At 70.0% G+C, this 15814-nt stretch carries 15 protein-coding genes and 1 tRNA gene; 7 read left to right on the top strand and 9 right to left on the bottom strand.

The features are described from left to right. Positions 1–93: 93 nt before the first annotated feature. Both EOV43_RS01310 and EOV43_RS01305 read left to right on the top strand, forming a co-directional pair. Entirely contained in the window at positions 94–855 is a 762-nt protein-coding gene (locus tag EOV43_RS01310; RefSeq protein ID WP_128219334.1) for an SGNH/GDSL hydrolase family protein, read from the top strand. A 43-nt stretch (positions 856–898) separates the two neighbouring features. Next, positions 899–974, top strand: a tRNA-Gly gene (locus EOV43_RS01305). A gap of 70 nt (positions 975–1044) precedes the next feature. Here EOV43_RS01305 and EOV43_RS01300 read toward each other — a convergent pair. Further along, positions 1045–1818 (bottom strand): hypothetical protein, encoded by a 774-nt coding sequence (locus EOV43_RS01300; RefSeq protein WP_128219333.1) that lies wholly within the window; start codon positions 1816–1818, stop codon positions 1045–1047. A 132-nt stretch (positions 1819–1950) separates the two neighbouring features. On the opposite strand from EOV43_RS01300, the gene EOV43_RS01295 reads away from it, so the two are divergent. The 3 genes from EOV43_RS01295 to EOV43_RS01285 are packed head-to-tail and all read left to right on the top strand — an operon-like array spanning position 1951 to position 3767. After that, positions 1951–2586 (top strand): TetR/AcrR family transcriptional regulator, encoded by a 636-nt coding sequence (locus EOV43_RS01295; protein ID WP_164878601.1) that lies wholly within the window; start codon positions 1951–1953, stop codon positions 2584–2586. 26 nt (positions 2587–2612) lie between these two features. Beyond that, positions 2613–3254, top strand: coding sequence for a DUF2461 domain-containing protein (locus EOV43_RS01290; RefSeq protein ID WP_128219331.1), 642 nt, complete (start codon positions 2613–2615; stop codon positions 3252–3254). 39 nt (positions 3255–3293) lie between these two features. Continuing rightward, positions 3294–3767 (top strand): hypothetical protein, encoded by a 474-nt coding sequence (locus tag EOV43_RS01285; protein WP_128219330.1) that lies wholly within the window; start codon positions 3294–3296, stop codon positions 3765–3767. A gap of 118 nt (positions 3768–3885) precedes the next feature. Here the strand turns inward: EOV43_RS01285 and EOV43_RS01280 are convergent, their stop codons facing one another. After that, positions 3886–4344: an RrF2 family transcriptional regulator gene (locus EOV43_RS01280; protein WP_128219329.1), complete on the bottom strand. Its 459-nt coding sequence runs from the start codon at positions 4342–4344 to the stop codon at positions 3886–3888. A 118-nt stretch (positions 4345–4462) separates the two neighbouring features. Further along, positions 4463–5359, bottom strand: coding sequence for a sulfite exporter TauE/SafE family protein (locus EOV43_RS01275; RefSeq protein WP_128219328.1), 897 nt, complete (start codon positions 5357–5359; stop codon positions 4463–4465). Positions 5360–5674: 315 nt separating this feature from the next. Between EOV43_RS01275 and EOV43_RS01270 the strand changes: the two genes are divergently transcribed. Further along, positions 5675–7552, top strand: a complete 1878-nt coding sequence (locus EOV43_RS01270; protein ID WP_128219327.1) for an acyl-CoA dehydrogenase — start codon at positions 5675–5677, stop codon at positions 7550–7552. A 97-nt stretch (positions 7553–7649) separates the two neighbouring features. On the opposite strand, the gene EOV43_RS01265 is transcribed toward EOV43_RS01270, so the two are convergent. The 3 genes from EOV43_RS01265 to EOV43_RS01255 all read right to left on the bottom strand — a co-directional run bounded on the left by EOV43_RS01265 (position 7650) and on the right by EOV43_RS01255 (position 10479). Further along, positions 7650–7856, bottom strand: coding sequence for a DUF6458 family protein (locus tag EOV43_RS01265; protein WP_128219326.1), 207 nt, complete (start codon positions 7854–7856; stop codon positions 7650–7652). A 124-nt stretch (positions 7857–7980) separates the two neighbouring features. Further along, the gene (locus EOV43_RS01260) at positions 7981–8532 is read right to left on the bottom strand and encodes a thermonuclease family protein (RefSeq protein ID WP_128219325.1); all 552 of its coding nucleotides are present in this window, start codon (positions 8530–8532) and stop codon (positions 7981–7983) included. A 162-nt stretch (positions 8533–8694) separates the two neighbouring features. Then, entirely contained in the window at positions 8695–10479 is a 1785-nt protein-coding gene (locus tag EOV43_RS01255; protein ID WP_239022175.1) for an NHL domain-containing thioredoxin family protein, read from the bottom strand. Positions 10480–10604: 125 nt separating this feature from the next. Between EOV43_RS01255 and EOV43_RS01250 the strand changes: the two genes are divergently transcribed. Beyond that, the gene (locus EOV43_RS01250; RefSeq protein WP_128219323.1) at positions 10605–11423 is read left to right on the top strand and encodes a maleylpyruvate isomerase family mycothiol-dependent enzyme; all 819 of its coding nucleotides are present in this window, start codon (positions 10605–10607) and stop codon (positions 11421–11423) included. Positions 11424–11441: 18 nt separating this feature from the next. On the opposite strand, the gene EOV43_RS01245 is transcribed toward EOV43_RS01250, so the two are convergent. From EOV43_RS01245 to EOV43_RS01235, 3 genes are all read right to left on the bottom strand, one after another. Then, positions 11442–12185 (bottom strand): hypothetical protein, encoded by a 744-nt coding sequence (locus EOV43_RS01245; protein WP_128219322.1) that lies wholly within the window; start codon positions 12183–12185, stop codon positions 11442–11444. 162 nt (positions 12186–12347) lie between these two features. Beyond that, the gene (locus EOV43_RS01240; RefSeq protein ID WP_128219321.1) at positions 12348–13904 is read right to left on the bottom strand and encodes a hypothetical protein; all 1557 of its coding nucleotides are present in this window, start codon (positions 13902–13904) and stop codon (positions 12348–12350) included. A 173-nt stretch (positions 13905–14077) separates the two neighbouring features. Further along, entirely contained in the window at positions 14078–15775 is a 1698-nt protein-coding gene (locus EOV43_RS01235) for an MSCRAMM family protein (RefSeq protein ID WP_128219320.1), read from the bottom strand. Positions 15776–15814: the final 39 nt, after the last annotated feature.

Raw genomic sequence — 15814 nt, 5'->3', positions numbered from 1 at the left:
ACGAACCCTACCCGGAGCGACGCCTCGCCACCCTGCTCACGGTCCCCTCGGTCGAGTTCCGTCCACGTGTGTCGACGCGCGATGATGGGCGGCATGAGTTTCAAGCGGTACGTGGCACTGGGTGACTCCTTCACCGAGGGCGTCGGCGACAACGACCCGACCCGCCCCAACGGGCTGCGCGGCTGGGCCGACCGGGTCGCGTTCGCACTCGCCGAGATGGACGAAGAGTTCAGGTACTCCAACCTCGCGATCCGGGGCCGCAAGCTGCCCGCGATCATCGACGAGCAGGTCGACGCCGCGATCGCGATGCAGCCCGACCTGATCACCATCCACGGCGGCGGCAACGACGTGTTGCGCCCCAAGGTCGACCTCGACGCCCTCGCGGCGAAGTACGACGAGGCGATCGGTCGACTCACCGCGACCGGTGCGACGGTCGCTATGTTCACCCTCTTCGACCCGGGTTCGTACGGCATCTACAAGGCCACCCGCGGCCGGATGGCGCTCTTCAACGAGTTCGCCCGCGAGATCTCCGACAAGCACGGCACCGTCCTCGTCGACCAGTGGCGCATGCGCGACATCGAGCTGGCACCGCACATGGACACCGACCGGATGCACCTCAACTCCGCCGGCCACCAGTACATGGCGATGAAGGTCCTCGAGGCTCTCGGCATCGATCACGCCCTGGAGCGTCTCCCCGTCGACCCGATGCCGGTGCTCTCGCGCAAGGAGTCGCTGACGGAGAACGCCCGCTGGACCCGTGAGTTCTTGGGCCCGTGGATCGGTCGCCGGCTGACCGGAAAGTCTTCCGGCGACACCGTCTCACCGAAGCACCCCACCCTGGACCGCCTCGCCTGACGAATCAGGTATGGTCGCCTCAGCCGCAGGCAACTGCGGTGTTGCGGACGTAGCTCAGTTGGTAGAGCGCGACCTTCCCAAGGTCGATGTCGCGAGTTCGAGTCTCGTCGTCCGCTCCAGCACGAAGGGCGCCACCCACCGGGTGGCGCCCTTCGTCATTGCTCGGCCGCACTCCGGCCAGCGTCGTTCTCAGCCCTCGCAGACGTCGCCCTCACGCGGGGTGCTGCTGGAGGAGGAGGCCACCTGGTCCGCGTCGTCGAACCAGACGGTGTAGGAGTCCTGGTTGTAGCGCCAGTCGACCTCGACCTGACCGTCGTCGTCGACGGCCTCAGCAGTCGGCTCGCCCAGGATGGCCTCGACCTCGGCACGCGGGGTGCCGACGCCGACGGCGCAGAAGGCCTTCTCCAGGGCCTTGGCCTCGTCTTCGGAGACCTTCTTCGGCTCGCCGGAGCCCGGGGCGGCGCTGCCTGCGTCGTCGCCGGCGCTCGCGTCGTCGCCGGCGCTCGCGTCGTCGCCGGCGCTCGCGTCGTCGCCGGCGACCTCTCCGTCGATCTTCCAGTCGCCGTCCACCAGGACGAGACGGTACGTGCCGCCCAGGTCCTCGGTCTCGTGGGAGACCTTCGCCAGGGCGCCTTCGCCCTCCTCGGTCACCTCGACGACGGCCTTCTCGACGTCGAACAGGGGCTCACCGTCGGTGAGCATGACCTTGATCGCCTCGACGCGCTCGGTGCAGTCCTTCGTGCCGAGCTCCTCGTTCTGCGCGGCCGAGAAGGACTCGGTCTCCAGGTCGCAGGCGCGGGCGTCCCCGGAGAAGGTCGCGCCCAGGTAGTCGACGACGACCGCCTTGGCCGCACCCAGCGAACCTGCCGACGAGGCGGTCGTCGCCTCGTCCGTCCCCTCGCCGCACGCCGCCAGGGCCAGCGCGCACGCGGCCACCAGCACAGGGGTTCGGAACTGCTTCATCCATGACCTCCATGGTCGTTCGTACGCGCGTCCCGAAGCGGCACGCACCTGTTGCGCCCACGCCCGCATGTACTACCAAAGTACTAGTAATGCCATCACTGCACTAAATGAGCCGGGATCTACACTCGCGCCGTGACCTCCTCCCCTGCCCCCAGCGACCGCCAGAGCCGACGCAAGGCCGAGACGCGGCGCCGCATCGGCCGCGCGGCCGACAGCCTGTTCAGCGCGAAGGGCTACGAGGAGACCTCGATCGAGGAGATCGCCGCTGCCGCGGACGTCGCCGTGCGCACGATCTACCTGCACTTCGGCTCGAAGGCATCGATCATGCTGTCCTACGTCGACGAGTGGATCGAGGCCTTCGTGACCGAGGTCGTCGCACGCCCCGTCGACGAGCCCGTCACCGTCGCGCTGCGCGCCGCCATCGACGCCATGACGGCGGCCGGCTGGACCGACCGCGCCGAGGGGGACGACCCGATCCCGCACCCCCTGGTGACCCACCTGGGCTCGGGGCCGCTGGACATCGCCGGCCACGCCACCCACCGCTGGATCGAGGCGCTGAGCCGGATGTCCCAGGCCTTCGCCGCCGCGCCCCAGCCCCCGGGCGCCCACCCGATCGACCCGTACGCGCGCGCGTTCGCCGTGCACACCCTCTGGCTCTCGTCGATGTTCGCCGCCCGCGAGCGCACCCTGGGACGCGACGTCCCGACCGACCCGTCGGGCGTGACCGGCGTGGCCGTCCTGGAGCGGCTCACCAGCGGCGAGCTCTGACCTCGGCCGCCCCGTAGGCTGGCAGCGTGCAGTTCACCGGATTCCCCGTCGCCGCCCTCGACTTCTACGACGACCTCGAGGTCGAGCCGACGAAGCAGTTCTGGGAGGCCAACAAGCACGTCTACAAGGAGGCCGTCCGTGAACCGATGACGGCGCTGATGAAGGCGCTGGAGGCACAGTTCGGGGCGGCGAAGATCTTCCGTCCGCACCGCGACGTGCGGTTCGCGAAGAACCGGTCTCCGTACAAGACCCACCAAGGTGCCTTCGTCGGCGTGCCCGAGGTGGGCGCCGTGGGGTGGTACTTCGAGATCTCCCCGCGCGGCACCCGCGTCGGCGGCGGTTTCTACGACGCGAACTCGGCTCGCCTCGCTGCGGTGCGTGAGGCGATGGTCGACGAGGAGTACGGCGCCGAACTCCAGGCTCTGCTCGACGGGTACCGCGCCGACGGCTGGGAGGTCTCGGGCGAGCAGCTCAAGACCGCTCCGCGCGGCTACGACAAGCAGCATCCCCGGATCGCACTGCTGCGCCACAAGCAGCTCTACGTCGGGCGTCCCTACGGGTTCGAGTCCGACGCCCTCGACGCCGACCTGGTGGAGCGAGTCAGGGCCGACTGGGAGGCGCTGCGCCCGCTCGTCACGTGGCTCACCACACGTCCTCGTCAGCACTGAACCACTGCGGGCGCGCGGCCCGCGTGCTCGAATTGGCTCATGACTTCCCTCCCTGAGGACACCTGGGTCTCCGCCGGCTGGACGCCCGCAGCCGGCCGCCGGCCTGCACCCGGCACGGTCGTGGCCGCCGTCGTGGTGACGTGGGTGTCGGCAGTGCTCTGCGCCGCCATGGCCGCGATCGTGGGAGGTTTCCTGCTCTCCTCACCCCAGCTCTGGGACGCGTTCGACGAGACCGCAGCGCTGCCGCACGCGACGACGATCATCCTGGGCCTCAGCGTGCCGCTCGTGTTCCTCGGGCTCGCCTGCGTCACTGCCTTCCTCGTGCTGCGAGGGAGCGCGGGAGCCTGGTGGTTGCTGGTGACGCTGTCGGCGCTCTCGCTGCTCACCGTGGCGATCGGCCAGCTCGTGACAGCTGCGGCAGGCCTGGCCGTCCTGGTGCTGCTGCTGACGCCGTCGGCCCGCGCTTGGCCTTCCGTTGCTCGCGCCTCCCGGCCCCTCCCCGGGACGTCATAGGAATCGTGGGGCCCAGCCCCCGATTCCTATGACGTCCGGAGCGTTCACCCGCACCGACGACGAAGGCCCGCTCCCCCTGAGGGGAACGGGCCTTCGTGCTGAGTGTGGGGGCTGCCGATCAGTGCGGCTGCCAGGCGTCCTCGTCGGCGGTGCGCGAGGTGACCTGCTCGGGCAGTTCGCCGGTGGCGAGCGCCGCGATGGAGACGGTCTCGAAGACGTCGCGCAGGGCGCTGCGGGCCGCGATCCAGACGTGCTGGAGGACGGCGGCGGAGTCGTTGTACTCGACCGCTTCGGGGCGCAGGCCGTAGACCGAGACGAGCGGGCCGTCGACGGCGCGGATCACATCGGCCACCGAGACCTCCTCAGCCGGACGCGCGAGACGCCATCCGCCGGACTGGCCACGCTGGGAGACGACGACGCCGGACTTGCGCAGGTCAGCGAGGATCGCCTGCAGGAATCCGTGCGGGATCTCCTGACGACGACCGAGCTCCTCGGCGGAGACGGGCTTGCCGTCGTTGCCACCGGCCATCTCGATGAGGGCTCGCAGGGCGTAGTCGGACTTGGCGGAGACGCGCATGGGTCAAGTCTGACAGACAACCCCCTCCAATGCCGAGACAGTGCAGTCAGTCGGTCGACTTGATCGACTTCTGATGCCGCTCCGAGACCCGCACCGCCCCGCAGCACGCCGCGAGAGGTCAGGCAGCAGCGGCCGCGTCGTCGCCGGGCTTCGTCGTACGGGAGGCACGTTCCTGACGCACGGCCCAGGTGAGCAGCGAGATCCACGCCACGACCACGACGGCGAGCAGTCCCAGTTGCCCCGAGCCGTCCAGACCAGCCACCTTCGCCAGCGTGTTGGAGTTGGTGACGACGATCAGTCCGCCGGCGCCGACGCCGAGGACCCGCGCCGGGAGATGCCGCACCGCGAGGGCGGCCAGCGGGGCCGCGAAGACACCGCCGACGAGCAGGGCCGCAGCGATCGCCCAGTCGATGCCCGCGGTCCCGAGGCCGAGCAGGAAACCGAGCGAGCCTCCCACTGCGACGACGAACTCAGAGGTGTCGACCGAGCCGATCACCTTGCGGGGTTCGAGGCGGCCCGAGGAGAGGAGCGAGGTAGTGCCGACCGGTCCCCAGCCGCCGCCACCGACGGCGTCGAGGGTGCCGCCGACGAGGCCGATCGGGACGAGCATCCCTGCCGAGGGGCGCCCCTTGAACTCAGGACGACGGCCGCCCAGGACGAGGAAACGCCACATCACGTAGAGGCCCAGGAGCAGCAGGATCACGGCGACGACAGGCTTGGCGACGTCGCCGTCGAGGTTCACCAGCAGCGTCGCGCCGGCGAAGGCACCGACGAATCCCGGGCCCGCGAGGATCCCGACGGTGCGCCAGTCGACGTTGCCGAGGCGGGCATGGCTGATGCCGGACACCATCGAGGTGCCGATCTCGGAGAAGTGGACGGCGGCGGAGCTGGCGGCCGGTGCGACGCCCGCGGCGATCAGGAGGGTCGACGACGTCACCCCGTAGGCCATGCCGAGCGAGCCGTCGATCAGCTGCGCCAGGAAACCGACGAAGCCGAGCACGATCAGTTGGCGCACGTACACCCCTCGAGCGGGGACGACCCACGGTCGCCCGTCCGGACAAAGTCACTTTGGTTAATGAACATTACGGTGCACGGCAGCCGCCGCAAGGAGCTCTCCGGGATGCGGGACCGCCGGACCAGACCTGCCCGACGGAGCGAGAGGGCTGCACCAGGGGGTCCGCCGACACGCCAGTCCAGACCGGATCACCAAGGACCCTTGCGTACCTCCGTTCAGGGGGGCACAATTAAGTTACTCGTGGGTATTACTCGCGAGTAAACGTTCCGCACCGGCCGCCGAGGTCGGCGTCCCGAGGAAGAAACGGATGGGGCTGTGAGCCACTACAAGAGCAACCTGCGCGACATCGAGTTCAACCTGTTCGAGGTCTTCGGACGCGACGAGGTCCTGGGCAAGGGCCCCTTCGCCGAGGTCGACGGCGACACCGCTCGTGAGGTGCTGGCCGAGGTCGAGCGTCTCTCCCGCGAGGACCTGGCCGCCTCCTTCGAGGACAGCGACCGCAACCCGCCCGTCTTCGACCCGAAGACGCACTCGGCCCCCCTCGGCGAGTCCTTCAAGAAGAGCTACAAGGCCTGGATGGACGCCGAGTTCTGGCGCCTGCAGATCCGCGAGGAACTGGGCGGCACCCCCGCTCCCCCGTCGGTCGTGTGGGCCCTGGGTGAGATGGTGCTCGGCGCCAACGCCCCGGTGTGGATGTACGCCGCCGGCGCCCCGTTCGCGGGCGTGCTCTGGAACAACTCCAACGGCGTCGAGCGCGACCAGCGCGTCGCCGAGATCATGGTCGAGCGCCAGTGGGGCTGCACGATGGTCCTCACCGAGCCCGACGCCGGTTCCGACGTCGGCGCCGGCCGCGCGAAGGCCGTCCCGAACGAGGACGGCTCCTGGAACATCACCGGCGTGAAGCGCTTCATCACCTCCGCCACCAACGACATGGTCGAGAACGTCATGCACCTGGTTCTCGCGCGCCCCGAGGGCGTCGAGGGTGCGGGCGGCCCCGGCACCAAGGGCCTCTCGCTCTTCTGGATGCCCGAGCACCACTTCGACCACCAGACCGGCGAGCTGACCGGTGAGCGCAACGGCGTCTACGTCACCAACGTCGAGCACAAGATGGGCATCAAGGTCTCCAACACGTGTGAGGTCACCTTCGGCGACCCGCAGGTCGGCGGCGGCGAGCCCGCCAAGGGCTGGCTCGTCGGCGAGATCCACAACGGCATCGCGCAGATGTTCGACGTCATCGAGAACGCCCGCATGATGGTCGGCACCAAGGCCATCGCGACGCTGTCGACCGGCTACCTGAACGCGCTCGAGTACGCCAAGACCCGCGTCCAGGGCGCCGACCTGACCCAGTCGGCCGACAAGACCGCACCGCGCGTCACCATCACCCACCACCCCGACGTGCGTCGTTCGCTGATGACGCAGAAGTCGTTCGCCGAGGCCATGCGCGCCCTCGTCATCTACACCGCCACTTGGCAGGACGAGGTCTACCTGGCCGAGCACGAGGGTCGCAGCGACTCCGACGAGGCCAAGCTGGCCGTCGCGATCAACGACCTGCTGCTCCCGATCGTCAAGGGTTACGGCTCCGAGCGTTCTTGGACCCTGCTGGGCACCGAGTCCCTGCAGACCTTCGGTGGCTCCGGCTTCCTGCAGGAGTACCCGATCGAGCAGTACGTGCGTGACGCCAAGATCGACACCCTCTACGAGGGCACCACCGCGATCCAGGGCCAGGACTTCTTCTTCCGCAAGATCGTCAAGGACCAGGGCCGTGCGCTCGGGTACGTCGCGAAGGAGATCGAGAAGTTCGTGACGGCCGAGTCCGGCGACGCCCGCCTCAAGAACGAGCGCGCGCTGCTCGGCAAGGCCCTTCAGGACGCCAACGACCTCGTCGGCCACATGATCAACGACCTCATGTCGTCGGCCGAGGAGATCAAGAACATCTACAAGGTCGGCCTCAACACCTCGCGCGTGCTGATGGCGCTCGGTGACGTGGTCTGCGCGTGGCTGCTGCTGCGCCAGGCCGAGGTTGCTCTGTCCAAGCTCGACGGCGACGCCGGCAAGGACACCGCGTTCTACCAGGGCAAGGTCGCCGCGGCGCAGTTCTTCGCCGCCACCAACCTGCCCCGCATCACCGCCGAGCTGGCCATCGCCAAGGCGACCGACCTGTCGCTGATGGAGCTCGACGAGGCTGCGTTCTGATCCGGAACTGATGCCTCGCCCGTCCGCGGGCACGCATGACGAAGGGCCGCACCCCCACAGGGTGCGGCCCTTCGGCGTCGTTCAGGGCTGCTGGACGTCAGCGCTCGGGGCGCTCCACGACGGTCACCTTGCGGCGTCCTGCCACCCATGCGGTCAGCACCAGCGCGAGGACACCGGCGCCGAACAGGATCCAGCCCAGGAGCTGGGAGTCGACGGTGGCGTCGTTGAGCGCGGTGATGCTGACGACGTCCAGTGCGAGGACGAGGCCGACGACGATGAGAATGATGCCGAACACAATGCCCATGGGGTCACCTCCCGTACGGGACGCAGTGGACTGCGTCACATGCTTTGCACCGTACGCCTCATCTCGATGCGTGACGAGGGCCGTGACACAACCGTTTCCGGGCCTCGTCGGGTGAATCCGAGCCTCAGCAGGCGCGCCACAAGCCGCGACGTGCCTTCTTCGCCGAGGCTTCAGCAGCTCGGTACGTCTTGGCCTTCTTGAGCGGGTTGTCCCACCAGATGAAGGTTCGGGCGTACCCCTTCTTCAACAACCACCTGCTCACGTCGGTGTTGTCCTTGGAACGGTGGACGTGGCGCAGCCACCGGCCGTACTGGTCGGTGCGATCCTGGGTGGAGTCCGAGGTGAGCCGGACCTTGGTGCCGACCGGGATCAATCGCTTGGTCGCGGCGGATGCCTTCTTGCCGTAGCACTCGGTACGGCCGTGGACCTCCGGGGTGTCGACACCGAGGATCCGGATCCGCTTCACCTTGCCGCTGCTGAGACGGACGTCGATCGTGTCGCCATCGACGATCTTCACGACCTTGCCCGTGTGCCGCACGGTGGGCGCGGCTTGGGCGGAGGTCTGCGACATCGGGACGGCGAGCAGCGACGACGCCAGAGCGAGGGTGGTGACCAACCGGGCGACGAGACCACGGCGCTGCACGGGGACGCGGGTCGAGGTGGTGCGGCGGAGCATCGGATGCCTTCCGAACGGGTGGGGATCCCCACGACGGTACGAGCGATGCCGGCCCCGCGTCCGGCGTTTGCGGCGCCAGACCCCACCGGTGTGGGTCGCGAAATCGCCGATTTCACGACCCACACCGGTGGGGTGCGACGCAGCGGTTCCCCCGCTCAGCCGTCAGGCGGTGCCTCCCAGCGGCAGACGCAGCTCGGCGTCGGCTCCGACGACGACGCGGACCGGGACACCCCAGTCCTGCTGGTGCATGTGGCAGGCAGCGCCTTCGCCGGCCTCGATGTCGCAGGAACCGGCGCGGGCAGCGACGTGCAGGACGCCCTCCCCCACGGTTGGGTCGAGGACGATCCGACGCGTCAGATCCGTACCGCGACCCTCGCCCTCACGGATCAGGGCGTCGGGGGTGGAGGTGACGAGCAGCTGGGTCGGCGGACCGAACCGGTCGTCGACCTTCTGGCCCGGCGGCGGGGTGAAGTCGATGACGAGCTCGACGCCCGCGGCGACCTCGGTGACGGGACGCTGGGTGCGGTGCGCGAACCCGTCGACCTCCACGACACCACCCAACGGCAGCGCGGTGATCCGGTGACCGGTGGACTCCACGACGAGCAGCGTCGTCGGGTCGGCGTCGTCGGCCAACAGCCCGGAGGGCTCCATCAGGCCGGTGGCCAGCGTCGAGACGACACCGTCGTGAATGCGTCGCACGGCACCGTTGTAGGTGTCGGCCACAGCGATCGAGCCATCAGCCAGGACCGCGACCCCGAGGGGGTGCTGGAACAGGGCTTGGGCGACGTCGCCGTCACGCAGACCGAAGTCGAAGAGGCCGGTGCCGACCTCGGTGGAGACGTGCAGTTCGCCGTCGACGTCATGCAGGTAGCGGATCGCGGAGGTCTCGGAGTCGGCGATCCAGAGGCGGTCGCGCTCGGTGTCGACGGCGAGCCGCGACGGCTGCGCGAACCAGGCCTCGGCCACGGGGCCGTCGAGCAGGCCCTCGTTGGTGGTGCCGCAGGTGGCCTCGACGACGCCGGTGAACGGGTCGAAGGTCCAGATGGTGTGAGTTCCGGCCATTGCGATCCACACCAGGTCACGCCAGAAGACGACGTCCCACGGTGAGGAGAGGCGAGTGACCCCGTCGCCGGCCATCCACTGCTGTCCGTCTCCGGCCAGGGTACGGACCTTGCCGTCGGCGAGCGTCACGGCGGCAATCCGGTGTCCGACGGTGTCGGCGACGACGAGGTCGTAGCCGAGCTGCTCGCGCAGGTGTTCGGGGACGACGGCGACACCGTTGGGTTCGTTGAACCCGCCGATGCGCTGCAGCACCTCGCCGTCGCGCTCGGCGCCGGGAGCTCCCAGGACGACGACCTCGTTGTGCCCGGCGTCGGCGACGACCAGACGGTCCGCGTCCAGGCGCATCGCGGAGGCGGGGAAGCGCAGGTCGGAGGGCTCGACGGTCGGCGGGACGTACGGGGAGTCGCCGGGCTGGAGGGTGCCCTTGGCGCGGTGCTCCTCGACGAGTTCACCGATCAGCGCGTCGACGGCATGGGCGTGACCCTCACCGGCGTACTGCGCGACGACGTAGCCCTCGGGGTCCACCAGGACGAGCGTCGGCCAGGCGCGGGCGGTGTAGGCCTGCCAGGTCTCGAGCTCGGGGTCGTCGAGGACGGGGTGGTGCACGGCGTAGCGCTCGACGGCCGCGGCGAGCGCGACCGGGTCGGCCTCGTGCACGAACTTGGGCGAGTGAACGCCCACGACGACGAGCTCATCGGCCCACTTCTGCTCCACCGGACGCAGTTCGTCGAGGACGTGCAGGCAGTTGATGCAGCAGAACGTCCAGAAGTCGAGCAACAAGAACGAACCGCGGAAGTCGGCGATCCGCAGCGTCTCCCCACCGGTGTTGAGCCAGCCTCGTCCGTTGAGTTCGGGGGCGCGGACCTTGGCGATGCGTCGTGTCACAGGAGAAGTCTGCGTCGGCTCGTCTTCGTGACACCAACCGAAGGAAAGTGTTCCGGACGGACACTTCCCCCACTGCCGCCCCTGGACCTCTCCCATCCGATGTGCCTGGACTCTAGGCTCCGGCCATGAGCACCGGTCACCCTGAACTCGTCCGTTTCGTCGAGGCCTGGAAGTCCGCCGTCGACGACTTCCTCTCCCTCGTGGAGGGCCTGAGCCCGGAGCAGTTCGCGCACCCCACCGACCTGCCCGGCTGGAACGTCCACGCCGTCGTCGCGCACGTCGCGCACCTGGAGGCGTTGCAGGCCGGACACGACCACGACGACGTCGAGACCGGAGACCCCGCGCACGTCCGCAACGACCTCGGCAGGATGACCGAGCAGGGCGTCGTCGCACGACGTGGGGTGCAGCCGCGCGACCTGGTCGCCGAGATCCGGGAGTGCACCGAGGCCCGCCATGCCGCGCTGCTCGCGGCCCCGCCGAGCGAGCCCGACGCCCCCGCGCCGGGCGTCTTCGCCTTCGTCGGCTGGTCGTTGCGGACGCTGTTGAGCAACCGTCCCCTCGACGTAGCGATGCACGAACAGGACATTCGTCGGGCACTCGACCTGCCCGGCAACCTCGACGGCGCCGGGTCCGTGCACGCCGCCGAGTACCTCCTGGACGCCGTCGGGTACGTGCTGGCCAAACGGGCCCAGGCGGCCGAAGGAACGACGGTGCGCTGGTTCGTCGAGGGGCACGCGCCGCGGGCCTGGCAGGTAGGCGAGGACCGTCGGGCCCGTCAGCTCGACGTGGTTCCGCCCGCCGCGGACCTCACCCTCAGCTGTGGTCGCGAGGAGTTCCTGCTGCTGGCCGGTGGGCGTCGTCCTGTGGGCGCGGTGCGCGTCGACGTCGACGGGGACACCCGGCTCGCTCAGCGCGTCCTGGAGAACCTGGCCGTCACTCCCTGACCGTCACTCCGCCTACCGTCAGAGCGTCGTTCGACGAATCACGAGGTCCGCGACGGTGGAGCGGGCGGCCACCTTGACCTGTTGAGCGGTGCGTGGCGAGGAGCCGCCGAGACAGCCGGTGGTGCGCACGTGGATGCAGACCGCGTACGTACCCGCGGGCAGGCCGCGCAGGTCGAAGGCGTCGGTGACGTCGTCCTCGAGCGCGACGGTCCGGGCCTCCCGGACCAGCTTCCACGTCCACTTCCCCGACGACGTGCGGGTGCGGAGGTAGGCGCGCGCCGTCGGCGGATGCTCCATCGACCAGCCGCCGTCCGCGACGTAGGTACCGGTCACCCGGGCTCCCCGGTCAAGACGGATCGGAGCGAGCTTCACCGGCGCGCTCCCCCGCACCCGGAACGGCGCGGTGGTGGCCACCAGGTAGTGCGGATGAGTCACGACGACGCGGTAGACGCCGGGACGCACTCCGCGCAGGTCGACCTCGCGGAAGCGTCGGCCCGTGGTGCGGTGCGACCATCCCGTGGCCCGCTTCCACCGTCCGGCGCGGGTCCGCACCTGCAGGTCGACCTTGGCCACCGTGGTGGACAGGGCGCCTGCCTGACCGCCCCGGACATCGGCGACGACGCGTGCGACGACAGGGGTCCTGGCCGGTGCTGCACTCGTGGCATGCGTGGCACTCGCCGACGGCGTCGCCAGCGAACTCCACGCCGGCGGATTCCACAGCAGCGGAGTCCACGCCAGCGCCGACGCGACCAGAACGACCACTGCCCTCCGGCCACTCGACGCAGGCATCACCCCACACCGACGCACGGCCGAGGACTCCCCCGAGACCCTCACAGGGTTGACCCTAGGCTCCGGGGTCTCCACCGGCCAGAGACCTGATGAGCCTGCTCAGAGTGGGTATGGACGGTGTCCGCTTACCGAACCTCAGTCGCGGACGCGGTCCCTGACCCGGACGAGGCCTCCGACCACACCGACGAACGCCTGCCCGGAGTCGTCGAGCGTCATGACGCTCTCGCGCGGTTCGAGTCCGCGACCGGTTCCGCCACGGACGGTGAAGCTGGTCCGCCCCGACTCCGCGTCGATCGCGACGAGGTACCAGGCCGGGACTCCCCACAGGGTGGGGCGCTTGGCGTAGGTGTAGAGCTGCCCGGTACGCCACGAGATGACCGGACGCACGTCGGGAGCAGAGACGTCGCTGCGCCACGTGACGGTGCAGGTGCCTTCCTTCTGGTCGACGCGCGCGAGGCCCCCGGCGGTGGCGAATCCCCAGAACGTGGACGCCGTGGACTCGGCGCCGTGGTCGTTGACGACGACCACACCGGAACCGGTCGAGACGAGCGGGGTGTCGGTGGAGGACTCGCCTCCGTCGAAGACGCCGGCGCTGCACACCTCGGAGCCGTTGGAGCGGTCGAGGAAGACGACCCGCATCCGCGGCTCGGCGTTGTCGGTGAAGGCGAGAAGGTCACCGTCGACGAGCGTGGGGCCGCTGCCGCTGCCCTGGGTGAACTGCCCCGACTTCACCTCGACACCGCGTTCGTAGCGGTGGGTCCAGCCCACCTGGACGCCGGCAGCGGTGATGTCGAGCCGGTGCACGGCCTCGTCGGACGTGACGTAGACGCCCTGCTCGTCGACGGCGAACTGTCGGGTGACGCGGGCCCCGAGGTCGGCGATCTGGGCGCCACCTGCAACGGGGTCGAGGACGCCGACGCGACCCGACAGTGCGGCGAACCAGATCTTGCCGCTCCAGTCAGGTGCCACCGTGACCAGGCAGTCGTCCTTCTCCAGGATGCGGTTGAGGTTCCAGGTCTCGTCGACGGTGAGGTCGGGGTCGCCGTTGGCGTCGGCAGTGCCGATCGCGAGGATCCGCTGGTCGGTGGTCGCCATCACCAGCCGGTCCCCGTTGTCGAGGTAGCCGTGGGTGCCGTCGCAGGCGTGGGCGCGGGCCTCGTCGTCGGTGTCAGGCACGCCCGGCAGGCGCTTGCTGGCCGCGCTGCGCAGGGTCTTGGCGTCGATGACGCGGACGACGGGGCTGCGGGGGTCGTTGCAGATCGCCACGATCCGACCGCGCGAGTCGGCCTTGAGGTTGCGGCAGCCCTCCAACCCGTACCAACCGCTGCGGGCCACCGGGGCGTCACCGAGCGGGCCCGGGTTGTGGAGTGCGTAGTCGGCGACCCAGGGGTGCTGGGCCGGTTCTTCGGTCTCCAGCGGCTTCGCTGCTTGCTGGCGGCCCTCGTAGCCGGGCAGCACCACGAGGCCGCCGGCGGTGGGGACACTCAGGAAACCGTCGGGCAGGACCACGACGATTCCGGACACGGCGACGACGACGGCCGCACCGATCCCGACGCCCTTGCGGGTGAGTCGCGGCCGCGGGACCCGCTCACGAATCTGCGGGACCAGGAGCAGCGCTGCGGCCGCCACCAGACCCCACGGGCCGACGGCCACGTAGAGCGCGACGAGGAGGCAGATCAGTGCCCAGCCCATGGCTCAGCCCGCCCGGCACAGTCGAGGACGACCGGCGTGCAGGGCATCGGCAGAGGAAGCGAGACACATGTCGCGAAGGATAGTGGGCCTCGCTCGCGATGTCTGACGCTCTCCCCACAGACGGTGTCCGTGGTCACTGCGGTGCTCTCACCGGCTGCTCTCACCGGCGGCTCTCACCGGCGGACGGCACGGCTCCACCGCGTCGTCACCCTCACTGGGCGGTGCGTGGGACGCGAGACGGTGACGCGCAGCCGCACCGTGCGGCCCTTGGTCGCCTTGGGGAGCTTCACGCTGCGCTTGGTCGCGCCCTTGATCGCGACGACCTTCGACCCCTTCTTCATGAACCACTGGTACTTCACGGTCGTGCCCGACGGGCTGTACCGACCACCCTTCACGGTGAGCGTGCGGCCGACCCGGGCGGTGCCACGGAGGCCGGGGCGGGAGACCACCTTGACCTGCGGCAACGGCGTGCCGCGTCGGGTGAGGACCGCGTCGAAGGTGAGGCTCGCGCTCCGACCGACCGTGACGGTACGGGCGGCCCCGAGCGCACTCACCGGGCCGTCCTTCCCCACGAACCACGGCGTCAGTGCACCGGAGTCGTGGGCCAGGGCGACGCGGTAGTTCCCGGCCGGGACCCCGGTGAGGGCGTACTTGCCGTCGGCCCCCACCCAGGTGCTCGCGGTGGCCTTCCACGTCGTCCCGACCTTCTGCAACAGGTCGGCCCGGACGCTGGTGGTCGCGATCCCTGTGGGCACCGTGACCTTGCCCTTGACGGTGGTGCCGCGGTCGAGGGTGAAGTCGACCGAGCGGAGCGTCGAACCGTCGGCGAGGGTGAGGCTGCGCGCGGAGTCGACGGTGCTGGCACCGGGGTGGAAGACCGCGAAGTAGCGACCCGGCCGGTCCTCGACGCCGATCCGGTAGGTGCCCGCGGGCAGTCCGCGGATCGCGTAGGTGCCGTTGCCGGCTGGCCCGACGGTGACGACGGGACGCCATCGGCGCACGCCCCACGGGTCGGTCCACGCCTCGTAGGCCGAGACCCGGACGTCCTTGGCGGTGACCGCTGCGCCCGCGACGGTGCGGAGCCGCCCGGTCACGTCAGCCCCCTTGCCGAGGACCACGTCGACGGTGTCGAGGTCGGTGGCGGGCCCCAGGACGACGTCGGCGCCCTTGTCGCGTTGCACGACCGGTGCTCGTCCCGGCCCGGCATACCAGCCCCCGCTCTGGGCGACGCCGGCGTAGCTGAACTGGAGTCGGTAGGTGCCCGCACGCAGGTCGAGGACGCGGTACGCGCCGTCCTCGTCAACCGCCGCTTCGGCCTCCTCCTGCCACGTCCCGGCCGCGGTACGGCGGAAGGCGTGGACGCTGACGTTGCGGTGGGCGGCGGCGGCAGGCACTTGGACGATGCCGCCGATGCTGCTGAACGCTTGCAGTCGCAGCGCCCCCAGGACGACGTCGAAGGCGCCGACCGTGACCGTGCTGCCCTCCTCCTCGCTGGGCACGGAGGGGTACCAGGTGGGGGCGGCCCGCGATCCGAAGTCGACCGCACCGATCACGTACTCCCCTGCCGGAACCCGGAGTTGGTACACCCAGGCCTCGCCGAGCAGGGCGAGCCCCGACTCGGCGTCCGAGCTCCAGCGCGGGACCCCGGTCTCGGGGTCGAGGCTGCGGCTCGAGGCACGCACCTCGACGTCGTCGGGTGACACTCCGACCGGCAGCACGACGCTTCCGCTCACCAGCCGGGTCTCCGCAGCCACCGCTGACGGCAGGAGCAGTGCGGCCGAGGTGAGCAGGAGAGCCACCGAGACCAGCGCCGCCAGCAGGGAGCGAGCGCTCCGGCGTCCGGGGACGCTCACGAGCGGGGTGGTGGTCATCTGCGTTCCTCTCCGAGCCGGAGACGAACGCTAGTGCGA

It is taken from the genome of Nocardioides yefusunii (genome assembly GCF_004014875.1).
Lineage (GTDB): Bacteria > Actinomycetota > Actinomycetes > Propionibacteriales > Nocardioidaceae > Nocardioides > Nocardioides yefusunii.
Note: the sequence above shows the minus strand (reverse complement) of the source record. Positions and strands in the feature narration are given on the sequence as shown.